At 64.2% G+C, this 22188-nt stretch carries 21 protein-coding genes; 14 read left to right on the forward strand and 7 right to left on the reverse strand.

The window, feature by feature from the left end:
• Positions 1–79: 79 nt before the first annotated feature.
• The 9 genes from RYH74_RS18185 (at position 80) to trpE (ending at position 11082) form a co-directional block, all read left to right on the forward strand.
• On the forward strand, positions 80–2467 hold the full coding sequence (locus tag RYH74_RS18185; protein ID WP_286100919.1) for a PAS domain S-box protein: 2388 nt from the start codon (positions 80–82) through the stop codon (positions 2465–2467).
• A 7-nt stretch (positions 2468–2474) separates the two neighbouring features.
• On the forward strand, positions 2475–3107 hold the full coding sequence (locus RYH74_RS18190; RefSeq protein WP_170929296.1) for a response regulator transcription factor: 633 nt from the start codon (positions 2475–2477) through the stop codon (positions 3105–3107).
• A gap of 296 nt (positions 3108–3403) precedes the next feature.
• Complete coding sequence (locus tag RYH74_RS18195) at positions 3404–4528, forward strand: ABC transporter ATP-binding protein (RefSeq protein ID WP_317409862.1); 1125 nt, start codon at positions 3404–3406, stop codon at positions 4526–4528.
• A 40-nt stretch (positions 4529–4568) separates the two neighbouring features.
• Positions 4569–5603 carry an ABC transporter substrate-binding protein gene (locus RYH74_RS18200; protein ID WP_075044415.1) on the forward strand — a complete coding sequence of 345 codons (1035 nt, stop codon included), beginning with the start codon at positions 4569–4571 and terminating at the stop codon, positions 5601–5603.
• A 157-nt stretch (positions 5604–5760) separates the two neighbouring features.
• Positions 5761–7008 (forward strand): ABC transporter permease, encoded by a 1248-nt coding sequence (locus tag RYH74_RS18205; protein WP_013970602.1) that lies wholly within the window; start codon positions 5761–5763, stop codon positions 7006–7008.
• An 11-nt stretch (positions 7009–7019) separates the two neighbouring features.
• Entirely contained in the window at positions 7020–7847 is an 828-nt protein-coding gene (locus tag RYH74_RS18210; protein ID WP_013970603.1) for an ABC transporter permease, read from the forward strand.
• A gap of 194 nt (positions 7848–8041) precedes the next feature.
• A complete protein-coding gene (gene rpe, locus RYH74_RS18215; RefSeq protein ID WP_038408593.1) occupies positions 8042–8716 on the forward strand; it encodes a ribulose-phosphate 3-epimerase in 675 nt (224 codons plus the stop codon).
• Positions 8713–9531, forward strand: a complete 819-nt coding sequence (locus tag RYH74_RS18220; RefSeq protein ID WP_075044417.1) for a phosphoglycolate phosphatase — start codon at positions 8713–8715, stop codon at positions 9529–9531. Before rpe ends, RYH74_RS18220 begins: the two co-directional genes overlap by 4 nt.
• Before the next feature lie 69 nt (positions 9532–9600).
• On the forward strand, positions 9601–11082 hold the full coding sequence (trpE, locus tag RYH74_RS18225) for an anthranilate synthase component I (RefSeq protein WP_013970606.1): 1482 nt from the start codon (positions 9601–9603) through the stop codon (positions 11080–11082).
• Positions 11083–11213: 131 nt separating this feature from the next.
• Here the strand turns inward: trpE and estP are convergent, their stop codons facing one another.
• Positions 11214–13094, reverse strand: coding sequence for an esterase EstP (gene estP / locus RYH74_RS18230; RefSeq protein ID WP_286100924.1), 1881 nt, complete (start codon positions 13092–13094; stop codon positions 11214–11216).
• A gap of 368 nt (positions 13095–13462) precedes the next feature.
• On the opposite strand from estP, the gene RYH74_RS18235 reads away from it, so the two are divergent.
• The 4 genes from RYH74_RS18235 (at position 13463) to RYH74_RS18250 (ending at position 16818) form a co-directional block, all read left to right on the forward strand.
• Positions 13463–14056: an aminodeoxychorismate/anthranilate synthase component II gene (locus RYH74_RS18235; protein WP_003259809.1), complete on the forward strand. Its 594-nt coding sequence runs from the start codon at positions 13463–13465 to the stop codon at positions 14054–14056.
• Between the two features lie 9 nt (positions 14057–14065).
• Positions 14066–15115: an anthranilate phosphoribosyltransferase gene (gene trpD / locus RYH74_RS18240; protein WP_013970609.1), complete on the forward strand. Its 1050-nt coding sequence runs from the start codon at positions 14066–14068 to the stop codon at positions 15113–15115.
• Positions 15112–15945 (forward strand): indole-3-glycerol phosphate synthase TrpC, encoded by an 834-nt coding sequence (gene trpC, locus RYH74_RS18245; protein ID WP_075044419.1) that lies wholly within the window; start codon positions 15112–15114, stop codon positions 15943–15945. Before trpD ends, trpC begins: the two co-directional genes overlap by 4 nt.
• 168 nt (positions 15946–16113) lie before the next feature.
• Positions 16114–16818 carry a biotin/lipoate A/B protein ligase family protein gene (locus RYH74_RS18250; protein WP_075044420.1) on the forward strand — a complete coding sequence of 235 codons (705 nt, stop codon included), beginning with the start codon at positions 16114–16116 and terminating at the stop codon, positions 16816–16818.
• Here the strand turns inward: RYH74_RS18250 and crp are convergent.
• A complete protein-coding gene (crp, locus tag RYH74_RS18255) occupies positions 16815–17459 on the reverse strand; it encodes a cAMP-activated global transcriptional regulator CRP (protein WP_012270218.1) in 645 nt (214 codons plus the stop codon). The two genes, RYH74_RS18250 and crp, sit on opposite strands and share 4 nt — an antisense overlap.
• A 191-nt stretch (positions 17460–17650) precedes the next feature.
• Here crp and RYH74_RS18260 point away from each other — a divergent pair, with 191 nt between their 5' ends.
• Positions 17651–18073 carry an OsmC family protein gene (locus RYH74_RS18260; RefSeq protein ID WP_004376171.1) on the forward strand — a complete coding sequence of 141 codons (423 nt, stop codon included), beginning with the start codon at positions 17651–17653 and terminating at the stop codon, positions 18071–18073.
• A 138-nt stretch (positions 18074–18211) separates the two neighbouring features.
• On the opposite strand, the gene RYH74_RS18265 is transcribed toward RYH74_RS18260, so the two are convergent.
• The 5 genes from RYH74_RS18265 to RYH74_RS18285 all read right to left on the reverse strand — a co-directional run bounded on the left by RYH74_RS18265 (position 18212) and on the right by RYH74_RS18285 (position 22184).
• A complete protein-coding gene (locus RYH74_RS18265) occupies positions 18212–19252 on the reverse strand; it encodes a DUF2157 domain-containing protein (protein ID WP_317409863.1) in 1041 nt (346 codons plus the stop codon).
• Positions 19253–19262: 10 nt separating this feature from the next.
• Positions 19263–19910: a 2-polyprenyl-3-methyl-6-methoxy-1,4-benzoquinone monooxygenase gene (gene coq7 / locus RYH74_RS18270; protein ID WP_025337477.1), complete on the reverse strand. Its 648-nt coding sequence runs from the start codon at positions 19908–19910 to the stop codon at positions 19263–19265.
• 65 nt (positions 19911–19975) lie between these two features.
• Positions 19976–20314, reverse strand: a complete 339-nt coding sequence (locus RYH74_RS18275; protein WP_013970615.1) for a histidine triad nucleotide-binding protein — start codon at positions 20312–20314, stop codon at positions 19976–19978.
• Positions 20315–20377: 63 nt separating this feature from the next.
• Positions 20378–21160 (reverse strand): SDR family NAD(P)-dependent oxidoreductase, encoded by a 783-nt coding sequence (locus RYH74_RS18280; RefSeq protein WP_025337478.1) that lies wholly within the window; start codon positions 21158–21160, stop codon positions 20378–20380.
• Between the two features lie 67 nt (positions 21161–21227).
• Positions 21228–22184 (reverse strand): nitronate monooxygenase family protein, encoded by a 957-nt coding sequence (locus tag RYH74_RS18285; protein WP_317409864.1) that lies wholly within the window; start codon positions 22182–22184, stop codon positions 21228–21230.
• Positions 22185–22188: the final 4 nt, after the last annotated feature.

Below are 22188 nucleotides of genomic sequence, written 5' to 3' on the forward strand. Positions count from 1 at the left end.
CAGAATGATACCGGCAGCCTAATAGTATTTGCCCGTGACGGCCATGCTGCATGGCCGCCTTGCCAAGACGAGCGTGTAGATGAAGCGAGTGCGTCGCCTGTTGGTTATCGGCTGCTTTTGGCTGCCCTTGATTGCATTGGCCAGTCCCGAAGCGGTGCCCACGGTTGCCCTGGAACCGGCCCAGCAGCAATGGCTGGATACGCACCGCAGCCTACGTGTCGGCCTGGTGTTGCAGGCGCCCTACGCTCAGTTCGACCGGCGCCTGCAGCAGCTGTACGGGGCCAACGTGGAACTGGTGAGCAGCCTGGCGCAGGCGCTGCGGCTGGACCTTACCTGGCGCAACTTCGCCGACCAGGCCAGCCTCGAACATGCCCTGCAGGCCGGCGAAATCGACTTTGCCCCGGGGCTTACCCAGACCCCTGCCAGCCTGCGTCTGTGGCTGTTCAGCGACCCTTACATGCGCGTGCCGCAACTGGTGGTTGGGCCGCGCACCGGGACCATGGCCGTGGAACTGGAAACGCTCGAGGCCGAGCAGCGGGTGGCGGTACGCATGCCCAGCCAGCTGGCGGACTACCTGCGTGGCAACTACAGCAACCTCAACCTGCAAGGGGTGCCCAACGAGCGCGAGGCCCTGCAACTGGTGGTGGGCGGCCAGGCCAGTTTCGCAGTGCTGGACGAAGCCCAGCTCAGCCGCCTGTCGCGCGAGAGCGAGTTCGGCGAGCTGGCGGTGGTCGGCGATATCGGCCTGCCGCAGCTGTTGCGCATTGGTTCGCGGCGCGACTGGCCGCTGCTGGCCGATGTGCTCGAGCGTGGCCTGCAGGCGCTGCCCGCCAAGGAACTAGAGCAACTGCACCAGCGTTGGCTGCAGCCAAAGTACCCACGCCTGAGCGAGTCGACGGGGTTCTGGCAGAACCTGGCCCTGCTGTTCGGCATGCTGCTGTTGTGCGCGCTGGCCACCCTGGTGTGGCAGCGTCGGCAGCAGCGCCAGCTGGAGCGCAGCCTGCTGGCCACGCGCGAAAGCCTGGTGGAGCGGCAGGTGCGCGAAGAAGCGTTGCGCCTGAGCCAGTTCGCCATCGACCAGAGCACGGTGGGCATCCTCTGGGTCAACTGGGACAGCCACGTACGCTACGCCAACCATGCCGCCGAGCGCATGCTGGGCTACGGCGAAGGCGCGCTGCTGGAGCGTCCGCTGAGCGACTTTGAACCCAGCCTGACCATGGACCGCTGGCTGGAGCTGTGGAAGGGCGCGCGCACCGGGGCGGGTGGTGTCGGCCAGTTCGAGACGCAGTGCCGCCGGGCTGACCACAGCCTGCTGCCGGTCGAGCTGTCGCTGAGTTTTCTGCGCTTTCGTGACTCTGAGTACCTGGTGGTGTACCTCGCCGATGTCACCGAGCGCCACCGCGCCCTGGCTGCCCTGCGCGAAAGCGAGGCGCGGCTCAAGGGCATTGCCGGCAACGTGCCGGGGTTGGTGTTCCGCCTGGAGCGCGACCCGGCCGAGGGCGACCTGGAATTCCCCTACATCAGCGAGGGCAGCGAGGCCTTGGTGGGCTATTCGCCCAGCGAGATCCAGCACCCGCAGATGGGCCTGCGCAACCTGGTACATCCCGAGGACCGCGCCGATTACCACCGAGTGCAGGACCTGGCCCTGGCCAGTGACCAGGACTGGTCCTGGCAGGGGCGCATTCTCACCCGCCAGGGTGAACAGCGCTGGGCCGACATCAAGGCCAGCACCCGGCGCCTGGGCAACGGCCAGGTGGTGTGGGACGGCGTGGTGTGGGACATCACCCAGGGCAAGCGGGCCGAGTTGGCGCTGGCCAGGTCCCAGGAGCAGCTGCGCGAACTGTCGGCCCACCTGGAAAGCGTGCGTGAGGAAGAAAAGGCCCGCATTGCCCGGGAAGTGCACGATGAACTGGGGCAGATGCTGACCGTGCTCAAGCTGGAAGTGTCGATGTGCGAGCTGGCCTTCGCCGAGCTGGACCCGGGCCTGAACGAGCGCCTGACCAGCATGAAACGCCTGATCGCCCAACTGTTCCAGCTGGTGCGCGATGTGGCCACCGCCTTGCGCCCGCCGATTCTCGATGCCGGCATCGCCTCGGCCATCGAATGGCAGGCGCGGCGTTTTGAAGCACGCACGCAGATCCCCTGCCTGGTGCAAGTACCGGATAATCTGCCAGCATTGAGCGACGCCAAGGCCACCGGGCTGTTCCGTATCCTCCAGGAGGCACTGACCAACGTGATGCGCCATGCCCAGGCGCACAGCGTGGAGATCGAACTGGTGCGTGAGCACGGGCAATTGCGCATGACTGTCAGCGATGACGGCCAGGGCTTTTGCCGCGACCAGCCACGGCCCACCTCGTTCGGCCTGGTAGGGGTGCGTGAGCGGGTGCTGATGCTGGGCGGCAGCATGGCGCTGGACAGTGAACCGGGCGAAGGCACCAGCCTGAGCGTGGCCATACCGTTGGAGTAGGAGAGCGATCGTGATTCGAGTGCTGGTGGCCGAAGACCACACCATTGTCCGTGAGGGCATCAAGCAGTTGATTGGCCTGGCCAAGGACATGCAGGTGGCGGGGGAGGCCGGTAACGGTGAGCAGCTGCTGGAAACCCTGCGCCACACGCCGTGCGAGGTGGTACTGCTGGATATCTCGATGCCGGGTGTGAATGGCCTGGAGGCGATCCCGCGGATCCGCGCGTTGCACGACGCCCCGGCGATCCTGATGCTGTCGATGCACGATGAAGCGCAGATGGCGGCGCGGGCGCTGAAGGCCGGGGCGGCGGGCTATGCCACCAAGGACAGCGACCCGGCGCTGTTGCTGACCGCGATTCGCCGGGTTGCCGCTGGCGGGCGTTATATCGACCCGGCGCTGGCCGACCGCATGGTCTTCGAAGTGGGCCTGACGGAGTCGCGGCCGTTGCACACGCTGCTGTCCGAGCGGGAGTTTTCGGTGTTCGAACGCCTGGCCCAGGGCGCCAACGTCAACGACATCGCCCAACAGCTGGCGCTGTCGAGCAAGACCATCAGCACCCACAAGGCGCGCCTGATGCAGAAGCTGAAAGTGAACTCGCTGGCTGAGCTGGTGAAGTACGCGATGGAGCACAAGCTGGTCTGAATGCGACATGCGCTTCCTGCCGCCTGTAGCGAATCCCTGTGGGAGCGGGTTTACCCGCGAAAGGGCCTGACCTGCCATCTGCGGTGCCTGGGCCGGCCTCTTCGCGGGTGAACCCGCTCCCACAGGGGCGCCCTGGAGGGCTGAGGAAAATATTCCAAACCCGCCATCTTTGTAGGGGAATCCCTACAGCAAATCTTCCATCCGGATGATGGCATTCTCTCAGCACCCCCGATTTTCCGGCGCTTGCCGCTTGTCTAGTCTTTGCCTACGCAGTCATCCAACAAGAAGGTGCAGGCATGAGCGAGGCGAAGTCGAACGCTGCAACCAGCGAAACGCTGGTCAGCTTCCGTGGTGTGCAGAAGAGCTACGACGGCGAGTTGCTGATCGTCAAAGACCTCAACCTGGATATTCGCAAGGGCGAGTTCCTCACCCTGCTTGGCCCGTCCGGCTCGGGCAAGACCACCAGCCTGATGATGCTGGCCGGCTTCGAAACCCCCACAGCCGGTGAAATCCAGCTGGCCGGGCGTTCGATCAACAATGTGCCGCCGCACAAGCGTGACATCGGCATGGTGTTCCAGAACTACGCGCTGTTCCCGCACATGACCGTGGCCGAGAACCTGGCCTTCCCGCTGACCGTGCGCAACCTGAGCAAGACCGACATCAGCGAGCGGGTCAAGCGGGTGCTGAACATGGTCCAGCTCGATGCCTTCGCCAAGCGTTACCCCGGCCAGCTGTCCGGCGGCCAGCAGCAGCGTGTAGCCCTGGCCCGCGCACTGGTGTTCGAGCCGCAGCTGGTACTGATGGACGAACCGCTGGGCGCGCTGGACAAGCAGCTGCGCGAGCACATGCAGATGGAGATCAAGCACATCCACCAGCGCCTGGGCGTGACCGTGGTGTACGTGACCCACGACCAGGGCGAAGCGCTGACCATGTCCGACCGGGTGGCCGTGTTCCACCAGGGTGAAATCCAGCAGATCGCCGACCCGCGCACGCTGTACGAAGAACCCTGCAACACCTTCGTCGCCAACTTCATCGGCGAGAACAACCGCATCAACGGCACCTTGCTGGCCAGTGATGGCAAGCGCTGCCAGGTGCAGTTGCCGCGCGGCGAGCGGGTCGAGGCGCTGGCGGTGAATGTCGGCCAGGCCGGCGAGCCGGTGACCCTGTCGATCCGCCCGGAGCGCGTGCGCCTGAACGGCCACAGCGAAAGCTGCGTGAACCGCTTCTCGGGCCGGGTGGCCGAATTCATTTACCTGGGCGACCACGTGCGGGTGCGCCTGGAAGTTTGCGGCAAGGGCGACTTCTTCGTGAAACAGCCGATTGCCGAGCTCGACCCGGCCCTGGCTGTGGGCGATGTGGTACCGCTGGGCTGGGAGGTGGAGCACGCCCGCGCGCTCGATCCGATTGCCGAAGCCCATTGATGGATTGCTTCACCAACCCTGTACTGTGGAGAGAATAATAATGCGCAAGCAGTTGAAACTGACCGCCCTGGCCCTGGGGCTGTTCGCCGCTGGCCAGGCCATGGCCGCAGACCTCACCGTGGTCTCGTTCGGCGGTGCCAACAAGGCGGCCCAGGTCAAGGCGTTCTACGAACCGTGGGAGAAGGCCGGCAAGGGCAAGATCGTTGCAGGCGAGTACAACGGCGAGATGGCCAAGGTCAAAGCCATGGTCGACACCAAGAGCGTGTCCTGGAACCTGGTGGAAGTCGAGTCGCCAGAATTGGCCCGCGGCTGTGACGAGGGCATGTTCGAAGAACTCGACCCGGCCCTGTTCGGTAATGAGGCCGACTATGTGCCGGGTGCCATCCAGCCATGCGGCGTGGGCTTCTTCGTATGGTCCACGGTGCTGGCCTACAACGCCGACAAGCTGAAGACCGCACCGACCAGCTGGGCCGATTTCTGGGATACCAAGAAATTCCCGGGCAAGCGCGGCCTGCGCAAGGGCGCCAAGTACACCCTGGAATTCGCCCTGATGGCCGACGGTGTGGCGCCGAAGGACGTGTACCAGGTGCTGGGCACCAAAGAGGGCGTGGACCGCGCCTTCAAGAAACTCGACGAACTCAAGCCAAGCATCCAGTGGTGGGAAGCTGGCGCCCAGCCGCCGCAGTACCTGGCCTCAGGTGACGTAGTCATGAGCTCTGCCTACAACGGCCGCATCGCTGCGGTGCAGAAAGAGAGCAACCTGAAGGTGGTGTGGAACGGCGGCATCTACGACTTCGACGCCTGGGCTATTCCGAAAGGCGCCAAGGATGCCGAGGAAGCGAAGAAATTCATCGCCTTCAGCGTGCAGCCCGAGCAGCAGAAGACCTACTCCGAGAACATCGCCTACGGCCCGGCCAATTCCAAGGCCGTGAGCCTGCTGTCGGACGCGGTGAAGAAGGACATGCCGACCACGCCTGAAAACATCGCCAACCAGGTGCAGATCGACGTGGCCTTCTGGGCTGACAACAGCGAGCAGCTGGAGCAACGCTTCAACGCCTGGGCGGCGAAGAAGTAAACGACCAGCGTAGGGGGCCGCTTTGCGGCCCATCGCCGGCAAGCCAGCTCCCACAGGGGGCCGCTGCCCTGGAGCCAGCGGAGTATCTGTAGGAGCTGGCTTGCCTGCGATGGGCTGCGCAGCAGCCCCATTTTCAGTTCGTATCGCGGAGTTCGCCATGGCCATTGCAGTGCCCCTCAAAGAAGGCGCAGGTCCAAGTCTCAAGCAGCGCCTCAAGCACGCCGAGCGGGTCAACCGCTGGAAGGCGCAGGCGTTGATCGCGCCGCTGGCGCTGTTTCTCCTGCTGGTGTTCCTGGTGCCGATCGCGGCGCTGCTGTACAAGAGCGTCGGCAACCCGGAAGTGGTTGGTGGCCTGCCGCGCACCGTGGGCGTCATCACCCAGTGGGATGGCAAGAGCCTGCCGGGCGAGGACGTGTACAAGGCGTTGAGCCAGGACCTGGCCGAGTCGCGCAAGAACCAGACCCTGGGCGACCTTTCCAAGCGCCTGAACATGGAGCTGGCCGGTTACCGCAGCCTGTTGGCCAAGACCGCGCGGGCGCTGCCGTTCAAGAGCGAACCCGCTTCCTATAAAGATGCCTTGCAGGCCCTCGACGAGCGTTGGGGCGACCCGGCCTACTGGCAGGCGATCCGCCGCAACACCAGTACGGTCACCTCGTTCTACCTGCTGGCTTCGCTCGACCACCGTATCGATGACCTTGGCGAACTGGCCAAGGCCACCCCGGACCAGGCCATCTACCTGGATATCTTCGCCCGCACCCTGTGGATGGGTGTGGTGATTACCGCCATCTGCCTGGTGCTGGCCTACCCGCTGGCCTACCTGCTGGCCAACCTGCCGACCCGGCAGAGCAACCTGCTGATGATCCTGGTGCTGCTGCCGTTCTGGACCTCGATCCTGGTGCGGGTGGCGGCGTGGATCGTGCTGCTGCAGTCGGGTGGCCTGATCAACAGCGCGCTGATGGCCATGGGCATCATCGACCAGCCGCTGGAACTGGTGTTCAACCGCACCGGCGTGTACATCTCGATGGTGCACATCCTGTTGCCGTTCATGATCCTGCCGCTGTACAGCGTGATGAAGGGCATTTCGCCAAGTTACATGCGTGCGGCGATCTCGCTGGGCTGCCACCCGTTCGCCAGTTTCTGGCGGGTCTACTTCCCGCAGACCTACGCCGGGGTTGGCGCTGGTTGCCTGCTGGTGTTCATCCTGGCCATCGGCTACTACATCACCCCGGCACTGCTGGGCAGCCCGAATGACCAGATGGTCAGCTACTTCGTGGCCTTCTACACCAACACCAGCATCAACTGGGGCATGGCCACCGCACTGGGCGGGCTGTTGCTGCTGGCGACCGTGCTGTTGTACCTGATCTATAGCTGGCTGGTCGGCGCCAGCCGCCTGCGCCTGAGCTGAGGAGCCTTGTCATGCTGAGCCCTTACATGTCGCCCGTGGAGCGGGTGTGGTTCTACAGCCTGCGCATTCTTTGCGGCTTGATCCTGCTGTTCCTCATATTGCCGGTGCTGGTGATCGTGCCGCTGTCGTTCAACAGTGGCAGTTTCCTGGTGTACCCGCTGCAGGGCTTCTCGCTGCAGTGGTACCAGGACTTCTTCGGCTCGGCCGAGTGGATGCGGGCCTTGAAGAACAGCATCATCGTCGCCCCGGCAGCCACAGTGCTGGCCATGGTGTTCGGCACCCTGGCGGCCATCGGCCTGACCCGTGGCGACTTCCCGGGCAAGTCGCTGGTGATGGCGCTGGTGATTTCGCCGATGGTAGTGCCGGTGGTGATCATCGGTGTGGCCAGCTACCTGTTCTTCGCCCCGCTGGGCATGGGCAATAGCTTCACCTCGCTGATTCTGGTGCATGCGGTACTGGGCGTGCCGTTCGTCATCATTACCGTGTCGGCGACCTTGCAGGGCTTCAACTACAACCTGGTGCGCGCGGCAGCCAGCCTGGGCGCCTCGCCGCTGCTGACTTTCCGCCGGGTGACCCTGCCGCTGATCGCGCCTGGGGTGATTTCGGGGGCATTGTTCGCCTTTGCCACATCGTTTGACGAAGTAGTGGTGACCCTGTTCCTGGCCGGGCCGGAGCAGGCGACCCTGCCGCGGCAGATGTTCAGTGGTATTCGCGAGAACCTGAGCCCGACCATTGCCGCGGCGGCGACCTTGCTGATTGCTTTCTCGGTGGTGTTGCTGCTGACCCTGGAGTGGTTGCGTGGGCGTAGCGAGAAGCTGAGGACCCAGCAGCCTGGTTGAAGGTATGTTGCCTGTGCTGGCCTCTTCGCGGCTAAAGCCGCTCCCACAGGATTTGCGCAGCTTTCGATGCCTGCGCGGTCCCTGTGGGAGCGGCTTTAGCCGCGAAGGGGCCGGTACAGGTTGATGCTAATCAGCCTTCATCCGCTTCCCTGGGTTACAATGCGCGCCACCGTGATTCTGCCAACAGGTGCGCCATGCAGCCCTACGCTATTGCCCCCTCCATTCTCTCCGCCGATTTCGCCCGACTGGGCGAGGACGTCGACAAGGTATTGGCCGCGGGTGCCGACATCGTCCACTTCGATGTCATGGACAACCACTACGTCCCCAACCTGACCATCGGCCCGATGGTCTGCACCGCCCTGCGCAAGTACGGCGTCACCGCCCCGATCGACGTGCACCTGATGGTCAGCCCGGTCGACCGCATCATCGGCGACTTCATCGAAGCTGGTGCCACCTACATCACCTTCCACCCGGAAGCCTCGCAGCACATCGACCGTTCGCTGCAGTTGATCAAGGACGGTGGCTGCAAGGCCGGCCTGGTGTTCAACCCGGCCACCAGCCTGGACGCGCTGAAGTACGTGATGGACAAGGTCGACATGGTGCTGCTGATGAGCGTCAACCCGGGCTTCGGCGGGCAGAAGTTCATCCCTGGCACCCTCGACAAGCTGCGCGAGGCGCGTGCGCTGATCGACGCCAGCGGCCGTGATATCCGCCTGGAAATCGACGGTGGCGTCAACGTCAACAACATCCGCGAGATCGCTGCCGCTGGCGCCGACACCTTCGTGGCCGGCTCGGCAATCTTCAACGCCCCGGACTACCAGGAAGTCATCGCCAGGATGCGTGCAGAACTGGCTCAGGCCCGCCCATGAGCGGCTTCGAGCAGCTGTTCCCGGGGACGCTGCCCAGGCTGGTGATGTTCGATCTGGACGGTACCCTGATCGATTCCGTGCCAGACCTGGCCGCCGCCGTGGACCGCATGCTGCTCGAACTGGGGCGCCCGCCTGCCGGCCTGGAGGCGGTGCGCCACTGGGTGGGCAACGGTGCCCAGGTGCTGGTGCGCCGGGCGCTGGCCGGTGGCATCGACCACGCTGCCGTGGACGATGCGCTGGCCGAGCAGGCGTTGGCGCTATTCATGGACGCCTATGCCGAAAGCCACGAACTGACCGTGGTCTACCCCGGTGTGCAGGACACCCTGCGCTGGCTGCGCAAGCAGGGCGTGGAAATGGCGCTGATCACCAACAAGCCCGAGCGCTTCGTTGGCCCGCTGCTGGACCAGATGAAGATCGGCAACTACTTCCGCTGGATCATCGGCGGTGACACCCTGCCGCAGAAAAAGCCCGACCCTGCGGCGCTGCTGTTCGTCATGCAGATGGCCGGTGTCACCCCGCAGCAGTCGCTGTTTGTCGGCGATTCACGCAGTGACGTGCTGGCGGCCAAGGCGGCTGGCGTGCAGTGCGTGGGCCTGACCTACGGCTACAACCACGGCCGACCGATCCACGACGAAGCCCCCAGTCTGGTGATCGACGACCTGCGCGCATTGCTGCCCGGTTGCGCAGACCCGGCCACTGGGATAACGTTGGCGGACCTTCAAGCCTCACAAGACAGAGAGTCCACCGTGGCGGTTACCGGCAAATTCTGGATGAAAGTCATCAAGGCCCTGGCCCGTTGGCGTTGGCGCGCCTGACTTCAGCCTGCCGGCGCGTGCCGGCCCGTCCGTTTGCCTGACCTATTGCTGCTTGCCACGAGGCTACCCATGACCCGCGAAGAATTCCTGCGCCTGGCCGCTGCCGGCTACAACCGCATTCCCCTGGCCTGCGAAACCCTGGCCGACTTCGACACGCCGCTGTCGATCTACCTGAAACTGGCCGACCAGCCCAACTCGTACCTGCTCGAATCGGTGCAGGGCGGCGAGAAATGGGGCCGTTACTCGATGATCGGCCTGCCATCGCGCACGGTGATGCGTGTGCACGGCTACCACGTGAGCATCCTGCAGGATGGCGTGGAGGTGGAAAGCCACGATGTCGAAGACCCGCTGGCCTTTGTCGAAACCTTCAAGGACCGTTACAAGGTCGCCGATATCCCTGGCCTGCCGCGCTTCAACGGCGGCCTGGTCGGCTACTTCGGCTACGACTGCGTGCGCTATGTGGAAAAGCGCCTGGGCGCCAGCCCCAACCCGGATCCGCTGGGTGTGCCGGATATCCTGCTGATGGTGTCCGATGCGGTGGTGGTGTTCGACAACCTGGCGGGCAAGATGCACGCGATCGTGCTGGTCGACCCGGCTGAAGAGCAGGCTTTCGAACAGGGCCAGGCACGCCTGCAAGGCCTGCTGGAAACCCTGCGTCAGCCGATCACCCCACGCCGTGGCCTGGACCTGAGTGGCCCGCAGGCTGCCGAGCCGGAATTCCGCTCCAGCTATACCCGCGAGGATTACGAGAACGCCGTCGGCCGCATCAAGGAATACATCCTGGCCGGTGACTGCATGCAGGTGGTGCCGTCGCAGCGCATGTCGATCGACTTCAAGGCTGCGCCAATCGACCTGTACCGCGCGCTGCGCTGCTTCAACCCGACGCCGTACATGTACTTCTTCAACTTTGGCGACTTCCATGTGGTCGGCAGCTCGCCCGAGGTGCTGGTACGCGTCGAGGACAACCTGGTCACCGTACGCCCGATTGCCGGCACCCGCCCGCGTGGCGCTACCGAAGAGGCCGACCGCGCGCTGGAAGACGACCTGCTGTCGGACGACAAGGAAATTGCCGAGCACCTGATGCTGATCGACCTGGGCCGTAACGACGTCGGTCGCGTGTCCTCGACCGGCAGCGTGCGCCTGACCGAGAAGATGGTGATCGAGCGTTACTCCAACGTGATGCACATTGTGTCCAACGTCACTGGCCAGCTGCGCGAAGGGCTGACGGCGATGGACGCACTGCGGGCGATCCTGCCGGCCGGTACGCTTTCGGGTGCGCCGAAGATTCGCGCGATGGAGATCATCGACGAGCTGGAGCCGGTCAAGCGTGGGGTTTACGGTGGTGCCGTCGGTTACTTCGCATGGAACGGCAACATGGATACCGCCATTGCCATCCGTACCGCGGTAATCAAGGACGGTGAGCTGCATGTGCAGGCCGGGGGCGGCATCGTTGCCGACTCGGTGCCGGCGCTGGAGTGGGAAGAAACCATCAACAAGCGCCGGGCGATGTTCCGCGCGGTGGCGTTGGCTGAGCAGACTTCGGCCAAATAAGTTGATCGGGGCTGCGTTGCAGCCCTTCGCGGGCTCGCCCGCTCCCACAGGGAAATCACATGCTGCAAGGCCTGTGCAATACCTGTGGGAGCGGGCGAGCCCGCGAAGGGCCGCAAAGCGGCCCCATCAATTCAAAAGTCGACGCTGACGCCCAAACTCACTCCCTGCTGCGTCAATTCATCACTCTTGCGCCAGTTATAGTTGCCGCGCAAATGCACCCCCGCCACCACTTCATGGCTCACCCCCAGGCTCGCCCGGGTCAGGTCGCTGTGCGGCGTATACCCGGTCAGGGTGAAGTCATTCGCCGGCAGGCTGGTCAGGTGCATCGTCACATCCTGCTGGTCATCCTCGAACTCATGTTCCTGCGCCACCTCGGCGAACAGCCGGGTACTCGGCAGCACCTGCACACTGCCCAGCAACCCCACGCCCAAACGGCGTGATGTGCGTTCCTGGTCATCGAAGCCCAGCGCCGTCGAGCGCCCGCTTTTCTCGTCATAGCCATCCACCTTCACCCGCGCATAATCGGCGCTGATGAACGGCGCCAGCTGCCAGCTGCTGCTCTCGGCCGCCAGGTTGTAGCCCAGCCGCCCCGACACCGCCCAGGCCTCGCCATCGGTATCGCCCTTTTCGCTGCGGTCGTTCACGCCAAGGGCGAAGGTGCGCTTGAGGTCGCTGTAGTCCAGGTGCCCGGCGGTCAGCGCCGCGTCGGCCCACCAGCGGTCCTGGCGGTATTGGGCGAAGGCGCTGGCAAGGTAGCTGTCCAGCTTGTAGTCCGAGTCCTGCGCGCCGGCTTCCAGCTTCTGCCGGTACACGCCGCCGGCCAGGCCCAGGCGCCATGCATCGTTCAGGCGATAGCTGCCGCCAAGGGTCAGGTTGTAGCCGCGGCCGTCGCCGCTGGCCGCGCTGCGCTGGCCGTCGAAGTCCAGGTCCTGGGCGCCGGTGGCAACGAAGGCTTGCCACTGGCCAACTGCCTGCCAGGGTGTCTGCCACTGGTTGCGCAGTTCGTCCTGGTGGGCACGCAGGCTGGCGTGGGCCATTTCCGGGAGCAGGGTCAGTTCCCAGGGGGCGGCGATAATCGAATAGGCGTAGTCGGCAATCAGTTGCTGGCCGGCGATGGTCGGGTGCACCGAGTCGTTGAACAGCAGTTTGGTCGGGTCTGGCGTGGCGCCGTTGATGCCATACACCGGGTTTTCCACGCAGCCTTCGCCGCTGTAGCAGGTGCCGACCAGGTTCTGGCCGCTGGCCAGGCCGAACTGCTCGGGGCTGGCCAGCGCTTCGCTCAGCAGCACAGGGATGTTCAGCGGAATGATTTCGGCATCGATCTGCCCCAGCTGGCTGAGCAGGGACTGGTTGAACGCGCCGGATAGCAGCGACAGCGGGTTTTGTTGCGGCGTACCGCTGAAGTTCGGTGTCTGCCCGAGGTCGGGCAGCAGCCAGACCATGATGTAACGGGCGCCGCCTTGCTGCAGGGCCTGGGCGCTGGCGGCCAGCCGGGCGCCAGCGGCCACGGCATCGGCCGGGCTGTTGACCAGGCCTTGCAGGAAGTCATTGCCGCCGCCAGTCAGGTAATACAACGCGTTGGGGTCGGCGCGCAGGCCGTTGGCCAGGTAGCCCGGTTTATCACGCAGTACCTGCCCGGCGTCGGGGCGCCCTGGCGGGATGACGGTCTCGGAGGTAGTGGTGATCGAATCCAGGATCTGCTGGGTGGTGTAGCCACCGACTGCCCAGTTGTTGCCGTCGGGGAGGCCCAGCACCGGATTGACCGGGGAGGTGGAAGGGCCAAGCTCGGTCGGGCTCACACCGAGCCGCCCGCCCAGGATCATCGGTGACACTGGCGCATAATTGCCATTGGCATCGCGGTTGGTGAAGCGCACCCCGCCAAACTGCCCGGCGTCGCTGAGGCTGTCACCAAACACGATCATGCTGGAGTAGGGCGAGGGTGCCGCGAAGGCCTGGCTGCAGGCTAACGTCAATGAGGCGAGGGTAAAGCGCAATAACGGTGCTTTTCGCATCAGGGAACATCCTTTTCTTTGTTTTTATCAGGACAACCCCACCGACCTTAGCAAATCGCAGTGCATCCCTCCCAAGTCCATTCGTTTCCCCGTGTTTACAGGCATATTGCGCCCGCCGTCCCGGTAGGCTACTGTGCCGGGACGTATGAGCGAGACCTATCCTGTGTTGATCGTCAGCAAACTCTTGATGCGCGTAATCAAGGCCCACGCCCGTTGGCGTTGGCGCGCCTGACTTTATCCCCTGCCGGCCCGTCCGGCCCGCCCCCGTTTGCCTTCCTGTCTACCGCCCCTTGTGGCAAAGCCGCGCCTGTTGGCTGGTGCAGAAAGGTTCGAATTCTGAAGTCAGTAGATTCAAGAGGTTTAACCCGATGTTACTGATGATCGACAATTACGACTCATTCACTTACAACGTCGTTCAGTACCTTGGCGAGCTGGGTGCCGAGGTAAAGGTCATTCGCAATGACGAAATGACCATCGCCCAGATCGAAGCCCTCAACCCTGAGCGCATCGTCGTATCTCCAGGCCCGTGCACGCCGAGCGAGGCGGGCGTGTCCATCGAGGCCATCCTGCACTTTGCCGGCAAGCTGCCGATCCTTGGCGTATGCCTGGGCCACCAGTCCATCGGCCAGGCCTTTGGTGGTGATGTGGTACGTGCCCGCCAGGTGATGCACGGCAAGACCAGCCCGGTACATCACCGTGACCTGGGCGTGTTCGCCGGCCTCAACAACCCGTTGACCGTGACCCGTTACCACTCGCTGGTGGTAAAGCGCGAAACCTTGCCCGAGTGCCTGGAAGTGACCGCCTGGACCGCCCATGCTGACGGTTCGGTCGACGAGATCATGGGCCTGCGCCACAAGACGCTGAATATCGAAGGGGTGCAGTTCCACCCCGAGTCGATCCTGACCGAACAGGGCCACGAACTGTTCGCCAACTTCCTCAAGCAGACCGGCGGCCGCCGCTAAGGATCGAACATGGATATCAAGAGTGCGTTGAGCCGTATCGTCGGCCAGCTGGACCTTTCAACCGAAGAAATGCGCGACGTCATGCGCCAGATCATGACTGGCCAGTGCAGCGAAGCGCAGATCGGCGCCTTCCTGATGGGCATGCGCATGAAGAGCGAAAGCATCGACGAGATCGTCGGTGCGGTGTCGGTGATGCGCGAGCTGGCCGACAAGGTCGAACTGCAGAGCCTCGATGGCGTTGTCGATATCGTCGGTACCGGCGGTGATGGCGCCAACATCTTCAACGTATCCACCGCCTCGTCGTTCGTCCTGGCGGCGGCAGGTTGCACCGTGGCCAAGCATGGCAACCGCGCGGTATCGGGCAAGAGCGGCAGTGCCGACCTGCTGGAGGCCGCCGGTATCTACCTGAACCTGACGCCCACCCAGGTGGCCCGCTGCATCGACAGCCTGGGCATCGGCTTCATGTTCGCGCAAAGCCATCATTCGGCCATGAAGCACGCTGCCGGCCCGCGTCGCGACCTGGGGCTGCGCACCCTGTTCAACATGCTCGGCCCGCTTACGAATCCGGCCGGGGTGAAGCACCAGGTGGTCGGTGTATTTGCCCAGACCCTGTGCCGCCCGTTGGCTGAAGTACTGCAGCGCCTGGGCAGCAAGCACGTGCTGGTGGTGCACTCGAAGGATGGCCTGGACGAGTTCAGCCTGGCTGCGCCGACCTTCGTCGCCGAACTGAAAAATGGCGAAATCACCGAATACTGGGTAGAGCCGGAAGACCTCGGCATGAAGAGCCAGAGCCTGCACGGCCTGGCCGTCGAGAACCCGCAGGCGTCGCTGGAGCTGATCCGCGATGCGCTGGGCCGACGCAAGACCGAAAACGGCCAGAAGGCCGCCGAGATGATCGTGCTCAATGCGGGCGCGGCGCTGTATGCCGCTGACCATGCCATGAGCCTGAAAGCCGGTGTGGAACTGGCCCATGACGTACTGCACACCGGGCTGGCCTGGGAGAAGCTGCAGGAGCTGGGTGCCTTTACTGCAGTATTCAAGGTGGAGAACGAAGCATGAGTGTGCCGACGGTGCTGGAAAGGATCATCGCCCGCAAGTTTCAGGAAGTGGCCGAGCGCAGCGCGCGCGTCAGCCTCGCCGAACTGGAGGGCCTGGCCAAGGCTGCCGATGCCCCGCGAGGCTTTGCCAAGGCCCTGATCGAGCAAGCCGCGCGCAAGCAGCCGGCGGTGATTGCCGAAATCAAGAAGGCCTCGCCGAGCAAAGGCGTGATTCGCGAGCATTTCGTGCCGGCGGAAATCGCCGTCAGCTACGAGAAGGGCGGGGCGACTTGCCTGTCGGTGCTGACCGATGTGGACTACTTCCAGGGCGCCGACGAGTACCTGCAGCAGGCCCGCGCGGCGGTGTCGCTGCCGGTGATCCGCAAGGACTTCATGGTCGACCCGTACCAGATCGTCGAGGCCCGGGCCCTGGGCGCGGACTGTGTACTGCTGATCGTGTCGGCGCTGGATGACGTGAAGATGGCCGAACTGGCGGCCACGGCCAAGGATGTCGGCCTCGACGTGCTGGTGGAAGTGCACGACGGCGATGAGCTGGAGCGCGCGTTGAAAACCCTGGATACACCGCTGGTGGGGGTTAACAACCGCAACCTGCACACCTTCGAGGTCAGCCTGGAAACCACTCTCGACCTGCTGCCGCGTATTCCGCGTGATCGCCTGGCGATTACCGAGAGCGGTATCTTGAACCGGGCCGATGTGGAGCTGATGGCGATCAACGAGGTCTACTCGTTCCTGGTAGGCGAGGCGTTCATGCGTGCCGAGCAGCCAGGGCTTGAGCTGCAGCGGTTGTTCTTCCCGGATCAGGTGAAGAAGACTGTTCAGCAACTGGACTGATCGAAACGAAGCCGGCGTTATTGCCGGCTTTTTTGTATGCCTGCCATGGCCTTTTCGCGGGCATGCCCGCTCCCACAGGATGATCACTGCCTTTGGCATCTGTGGAATCCATGTGGGAGCGGGCGAGCCCGCGAAGAGGCCGGTGAAAACAACAACATAGGTGGATCAATGACCGATCAACCCCTGGCCCTGACCGTAGAACAAGGCCTGCACGCAGAACAGGAACTGCTGGCCGCCGTCTGCCGCGGCGATCGCTACAGTGGCGTGCTGTTCTGGCGCCCGACCGACCACGCCCTGGTCATGCCCCGGCGCATGAGCCGTCTGGACAATTTCGAAGCCGCCTGCTCGGAGCTGGCGATTGCCGGCTGGCCGGTGCTGCTGCGCGAAACCGGCGGCGAGCCGGTTCCGCAATCACACTCCACGGTGAATGTTGCCCTGGTCTATGTTGCCCCCCGCAGCGAAGGCGACCACGGCCGCATCGAAAACGCCTACGAGCGCCTGTGCCTGCCGCTGTGTGACGTGCTGCGCGAGTGGGGTGGGGTGGCGTCGGTGGGCGAAATCGACGGTGCCTTCTGCGATGGCCGCTACAACGTCAACCTCAATGGCCGCAAACTGGTGGGCACCGCCCAGCGCTGGCGCCAGGGGCTGGGTGGCAAGCGCCCGGTGGTGCTGGTGCACGGTGCGCTGCTGCTGGACAACGAGCGTGAATCGATGGTGGCGGCGGTCAACCGCTTCAACGAGTGCTGCGAGCTGGAACAGCGCTGCCGCGCCGATGCGCACATCGCCCTGCACGAAGTGGCGCCTGCGGCCCCATGGTTCGAGCGGCTGTCGCAGGCCTATGCCAAGGTACTGGCCGACCTGCCCAGGGACTAGCGGGTACCGTAGACCACCATGGTCTTGCCTTTGACCTGCACCAGGCTGCGTTCTTCAAGGTCCTTGAGGACGCGGCCGACCATTTCCCGCGAGCAACCGACGATGCGGCCGATTTCCTGACGAGTGATCTTGATCTGCATGCCATCGGGGTGGGTCATGGCGTCGGGTTGCTTGCACAGTTCCAGCAGGCAGCGGGCGACACGCCCGGTAACGTCGAAGAACGCCAGGTCGCCGACCTTGCGCGTGGTGTTGCGCAGGCGCTGGGCCATCTGGCTGCCCAGGGCATAGAGGATTTCCGGGTCCTGGCGCGCCAGTTCGCGAAATTTCTCATAACTGATTTCGGCTACTTCGCATTCGGTCTTGGCGCGCACCCAGGCACTGCGCTGCTGTTCACCCTCGACCGGTTCGAACAGGCCCAACTCGCCGAAGAAGTCGCCATTGTTGAGGTAGGCGATGATCATTTCATGGCCGTCATCGTCCTCGATGAGGATGGTGACCGAACCCTTGATGATGAACGACAGTGTCTCGGCCCGGTCGCCGGCGCAGATGATGTTGCTTTTGGCGGTATAGCGACGGCGCTGGCAGTGCACCAGCAGCTTGTCGATGTTCTTGATCTTGGCGGGTAGGGCGGAAGCAACCATCACGAAATCCTGTTCGATATGACGCATAGGCTTTTTATAAAGGTCGGCTGGCGGGAAGCGCCAGTCATTTGGCGCCAGCTTATCAGACACTACAGGATGTTTCGGTACTAAACCGACACGACTCGTGCTTTTCCCACGGCCGCACAAGGTCTAAGCTGACACCCTTTTCCGAAAATCAGGAGTCCGGGTAGATGAAGGCACGTATCCAGTGGGCCGGTGAGGCTATGTTCCTCGGCGAATCGGGGAGCGGCCATGTCGTCGTGATGGACGGCCCGCCCGAGGCCGGCGGCCGTAACCTGGGCGTGCGCCCGATGGAAATGCTGTTGCTGGGCCTGGGTGGCTGCAGCAGCTTTGACGTGGTCAGCATTCTGAAGAAGTCGCGCCAGGCGGTGGAAAGCTGCGAGGCGTTCCTGGAGGCCGAGCGTGCCAGCGAAGACCCGAAGGTGTTTACCAAGATCCACATGAACTTCGTGGTCAAGGGGCGTGGGCTGAAGGAGGCCCAAGTCAAGCGTGCGGTAGAGCTGTCGGCGGAGAAGTATTGCTCGGCTTCGATCATGCTCGAGCGTGCCGGGGTTGAGATTACCCACGGGTACGAGATTGTAGAGCTGGGCTGAACCGCAGACTTCCGGGGCTGCGTTGCAGCCCATCGCCGGCAAGCCAGCTCCCACAGGGATAGCACATGGCTTGAGGTCATTGCGGTCGAGGTGGGAGCTGGCTTGCCGGCGATGGGGCGCAGAGCGGCCCCGACAATTTCAGCTGCGAAGCGCCGGCAGCGCAGCACGCACCCATCCCGGCAAACAACCGCGCATCACCCGGCTCAGCCGCTCCCGCCGCTTCTGGTAAACCAGCCCCAGCCCGATAACCCCCAGCCCGATCAAGGTCACCACCACCGGGAACAGCAGCGAGTCGGCAAACACCTCGTACGACAGGTACCCCAGGTAAGCCGCCACGCCCAACGCCCCGAAAACCATGAACACCGGCCGACGCAACAGCACTGCCATACCCATCAGGGCAATATTGATCAGGCAGTACAGGGCCTTGCCCAGCTCGCTGCCACTGTCTACCAGCGTCAGCCCGCCCCAGAATGCCGCCAGCCCGGCCAGGTAGCCCCAGTGGGCGTAGTCTTCGCGGGTGCGGCCGTCCACCCCGACGAACACCACCAGCAACCCGAGCCCGAACCACAGCGAAACCTCGCGGCGCTGTTCCCAGCTGAATGGCGAGCCGAAGAACCATTCGCTCAGGTCCATCGACATGAACCACAAGGCCACGGCAATCGGCATGACGATGAACGGGTAGGGGATCAGCCTCAGCATCAACAGCCCGGCAAGCACCGTGGCTGCTTCCATTGCCAGCCAGCCGCCCTGCACGTAGGTGTAGTACTGGTGATAGTTTGCCTGCGCATCATCCATTGGCCACCAGCCAGCCAGCCGTTCGATGGCGAACACCGCCAATGGCACGATGCTGACCGCGACTGCCGCCAGCACCCCGGCCGCGACGGGCTGTACGCGCCGTTGCAGGTTAACGGCGAGCAGCGTGAGCAGCAGGATATAGAGGCTGGCGATGACCAGCAGTGCCCAGTCGCCGATGCGCATCCAGGCCTCGGTGAGCAACCAGCCCATGGCTGCCATGATCAGCATGGCGCCGAAGTAGAAAGCGACATGGGCCAGCTGGAAGCTGCCGCGCTGTGCCGGCTGCTGGCGCAGGAAGGCCAGCAGGGCCTGGTCCTGGCCCGGCTGGAGAATGCCGGCTTGCACGGCGCGCGCCAGGTCCTTGGCGTCGAAACGGTCCGTCATGGTGATGCCTTCAGATACGGTAGGTGCTCTTGGTCATGACCTTGGCCAACAGGCTCATGCCAAAGCGAACAGGGGCGGGGAAGCGATAACCGCCGGCTTCCAGTGCAGACTCGGCGTGCTGTTCCTCATCGATGCGCATCTGCTCGAGGATGGCCCGGGACTTTTCGTCTTCCTGCGGGATCTGCTCCAGGTGCTCGTCGAGGTGCTTGCAAACCTGGTGCTCGGTGGCGGCGACGAAGCCCAGGCTGACCTTGTCGCTGACCAGCCCGGCGAGTGCGCCGATACCGAACGACATGCCGTAGAACAACGGGTTGAGCACGCTGGGGTGGCTGTTCAGCTGGCGAATGCGCTGTTCGCACCAGGCCAGGTGGTCCACTTCTTCCTCGGCGGCGTGTTCCATGGCCTTGCGCACTTCGGGCAGCTTGGCGGTCAGGGCCTGGCCCTGGTACAGCGCCTGGGCGCAGACTTCACCGGTGTGGTTGATACGCATCAGCCCGGCAACATGACGAGCCTGCTGTTCGTCCAGGTCGACGTCCGGCTGGACGATGGCCGGCGATGGGCGGGCGGGTTGGCCGCTGAAGGGCAGCAAGGTGCGCATGGCGGTATCGGCCTGCAGCAACAAGCGGTCGAGCGGCGAGTAGTGACGTTCGGTAGCCATCGGGCACCTCCGCAAGAATGTGCCCGACAGTTTACCGCAATAGTGGCAGGGTCGCTTGCCGTGGATCAGCCCGGTGGCCAGTGCATCTGGCGCTGGCCAAGCACGTGCATGTGGATGTGGTAGACGGTCTGGCCGCCTTGCTCGTTGCAGTTCATCACTACACGGAAGCCTTCCTCGCAGCCAAGTTCCTTGGCCAGACGCTGGGCGGTGAACAAGATGTGACCAGCCAGGCCTTTGTCTTCTTCGGTCAAGTCATTGAGGGTGCGGATGTGCTTTTTCGGGATGACCAGAAAATGCACGGGCGCCTGGGGGGCGATATCGTGGAACGCCAGAACCTGGTCGTCCTCGTAGATGATCTTCGCCGGGATCTCCCGGTTGATGATCTTGATGAATAAATCGTCCACAGCACTTGCTCCATGGTGAGGGTCGGGCCGAGTGTACTCAGCCGGGCGCCGCTCGCCCAGTGGCTATTCCATGCCTACCGGGCAATAGCGGCGGTGGATGGCCCCGGCCAGCTTGCGCACCAGCCAGCGCGGCAGCAGGCGCGGGGCGAACGCCAGCAAGCGATTACGCCGGCCGGGCAGTATCAGTGCGCGGTTCTTGTCCAGCGCGCGCACGGTGTATAGCGCCACTTCCTCAGGGCTGAGACAGCGTGGCTTGCCATCCAGCCGCGGAATGCGCCGGCGCGAGGAGCGCACCGGGCCGGGGCACAGTACCGAAACCTTTATGCCGGTGCGCTTGAGTTCTTCACGCAAGGCCTGAGAGAAGCTCAGCACATAGGCCTTGCTGGCGGCATAGGCGGCCATCCACGGGCCAGGCGCCACCCCGGCCAGGCCGGCGACATTGAGGATCTGCCCGCCGCCCTGCACGGCCATCAGGTTACCGATGGCGTGGCACAGGCGGCTCAGGGCCAGCACGTTGACTTCCAGCAGGTCCTGTTCGTCGGCCCACTCATGGGCCAGGAATGGCCCGTAGGTGCGCAGGCCGGCACAATTGACCAGCAGGTCGATGCGCCGCTCGCCTTCCTCCAGCTCCAGCACGAAGCCCGACAGGCGCAACGGCTGGCTGAGGTCGCAGGCACGGAACAGCACCTCGACACCGAAGCGTTGGGTCAGCTCGATGGCCACCGGTTCCAGCGTTTCACGCTGGCGTGCCACCAGGATCAGATTGCGCCCGCGCCGCGCCAGGGCTTCCGCCAGGGCCAGGCCCAGGCCGCTGGAAGCACCAGTGATCATGGCGTAACGGGTCATGCAAGGCTCCTGGGGGCTGAAGAGGGCGCCTAGTGTACAGCTTGGCCGGGCAAGGTGTTGCCTTTTGCTACAGGGTGCGGGCGCGCAGGGCCTGGCAGCGTTCCAGGGCGTCCCGGTACTCGTCATGCAGCCGTCCGATCAGCGCGCTGGCGCTGGGCAGGTCGTCTATACCGCCGACCCCCTGGCCCGCCGACCACACGGTCTTCCAGGCCTTGGCTTCGTCGTCGATCGGCTTGAGCTTGCCTTGCTCATGGCCGCCCTTGATGGCGTTCATGTCATAGCCGGCCTTTTCCAGGCTCGGGCGCAGGAAGCTGGCGGGGACGCCGGACACCGCCGGGGTGTGGACGATGTCGGCGGCATGGGAATCGAGCAGCATCTGCTTGTAGGCGCTCGGGGCCTGGCTTTCTGCGGTGGCGATGAAGCGGGTGCCCATGTACGCAAGGTCCGCACCCAGCATTTGCGCGGCGAGGATCTCGTGGCCGTGGTTGAGGCAGCCGGCCAGCAGCAGGGTCTTGTCGAAGAACTGGCGAATCTCCGCGGCCAGGGCGAACGGGCTCCAGGTGCCCGCATGGCCGCCTGCGCCTGCAGCAACGGCGATCAGGCCATCGACACCGGCTTCGGCGGCTTTCTCGGCATGGCGGCGGGTGGTGACATCGTGGAACACCAGGCCGCCGTAGCCATGCACGGCATCGACCACTTCCTTCACCGCGCCGAGGCTGGTGATGACGATCGGCACGCGGTGTTCCACGCACAACGCCAGGTCGGCCTGCAGGCGCGGGTTGGTCGGGTGGACGATCAGGTTGACGGCATAGGGGGCTGGCGCCTGCAACTGTGCGAGGCCTGCCTCGATTTCCTCCAGCCAGGCCTTGAAGCCGGCGCTGTCGCGCTGGTTCAGGGCCGGGAAGCTGCCGACCACGCCGCTGGAGCAGCAGGCCAGTACCAGCCTGGGGTTGGAGATCAGGAACATCGGTGCGGCAACCACGGGCAGGCGCAGGCGTTGTTCGAGGGAGGCAGGTAACGACATGGCA

The organism is Pseudomonas sp. LSJ-87, from assembly GCF_032971465.1.
GTDB classification, from domain to species: Bacteria; Pseudomonadota; Gammaproteobacteria; order Pseudomonadales; family Pseudomonadaceae; genus Aquipseudomonas; species Aquipseudomonas putida_Z.

What these genes read in the sequence shown, in the direction of transcription:
- trpE (WP_013970606.1), top strand. Translation starts at nt 9,601, where the DNA reads ATGACCCGCGAAGAATTCCTGCGCCTGGCCGCTGCCGGCTACAACCGC.
- RYH74_RS18280 (WP_025337478.1), bottom strand. Translation starts at nt 21,160, where the DNA reads ATGACCCGTTACGCCATGATCACTGGTGCTTCCAGCGGCCTGGGCCTG.
- RYH74_RS18260 (WP_004376171.1), top strand. Translation starts at nt 17,651, where the DNA reads ATGAAGGCACGTATCCAGTGGGCCGGTGAGGCTATGTTCCTCGGCGAA.
- RYH74_RS18210 (WP_013970603.1), top strand. Translation starts at nt 7,020, where the DNA reads ATGCTGAGCCCTTACATGTCGCCCGTGGAGCGGGTGTGGTTCTACAGC.
- RYH74_RS18285 (WP_317409864.1), bottom strand. Translation starts at nt 22,184, where the DNA reads ATGTCGTTACCTGCCTCCCTCGAACAACGCCTGCGCCTGCCCGTGGTT.
- RYH74_RS18250 (WP_075044420.1), top strand. Translation starts at nt 16,114, where the DNA reads ATGACCGATCAACCCCTGGCCCTGACCGTAGAACAAGGCCTGCACGCA.
- rpe (WP_038408593.1), top strand. Translation starts at nt 8,042, where the DNA reads ATGCAGCCCTACGCTATTGCCCCCTCCATTCTCTCCGCCGATTTCGCC.
- RYH74_RS18265 (WP_317409863.1), bottom strand. Translation starts at nt 19,252, where the DNA reads ATGACGGACCGTTTCGACGCCAAGGACCTGGCGCGCGCCGTGCAAGCC.
- estP (WP_286100924.1), bottom strand. Translation starts at nt 13,094, where the DNA reads ATGCGAAAAGCACCGTTATTGCGCTTTACCCTCGCCTCATTGACGTTA.
- trpC (WP_075044419.1), top strand. Translation starts at nt 15,112, where the DNA reads ATGAGTGTGCCGACGGTGCTGGAAAGGATCATCGCCCGCAAGTTTCAG.
- RYH74_RS18235 (WP_003259809.1), top strand. Translation starts at nt 13,463, where the DNA reads ATGTTACTGATGATCGACAATTACGACTCATTCACTTACAACGTCGTT.
- RYH74_RS18205 (WP_013970602.1), top strand. Translation starts at nt 5,761, where the DNA reads ATGGCCATTGCAGTGCCCCTCAAAGAAGGCGCAGGTCCAAGTCTCAAG.
- RYH74_RS18200 (WP_075044415.1), top strand. Translation starts at nt 4,569, where the DNA reads ATGCGCAAGCAGTTGAAACTGACCGCCCTGGCCCTGGGGCTGTTCGCC.
- RYH74_RS18185 (WP_286100919.1), top strand. Translation starts at nt 80, where the DNA reads ATGAAGCGAGTGCGTCGCCTGTTGGTTATCGGCTGCTTTTGGCTGCCC.
- crp (WP_012270218.1), bottom strand. Translation starts at nt 17,459, where the DNA reads ATGGTTGCTTCCGCCCTACCCGCCAAGATCAAGAACATCGACAAGCTG.
- trpD (WP_013970609.1), top strand. Translation starts at nt 14,066, where the DNA reads ATGGATATCAAGAGTGCGTTGAGCCGTATCGTCGGCCAGCTGGACCTT.
- RYH74_RS18195 (WP_317409862.1), top strand. Translation starts at nt 3,404, where the DNA reads ATGAGCGAGGCGAAGTCGAACGCTGCAACCAGCGAAACGCTGGTCAGC.
- RYH74_RS18220 (WP_075044417.1), top strand. Translation starts at nt 8,713, where the DNA reads ATGAGCGGCTTCGAGCAGCTGTTCCCGGGGACGCTGCCCAGGCTGGTG.
- coq7 (WP_025337477.1), bottom strand. Translation starts at nt 19,910, where the DNA reads ATGGCTACCGAACGTCACTACTCGCCGCTCGACCGCTTGTTGCTGCAG.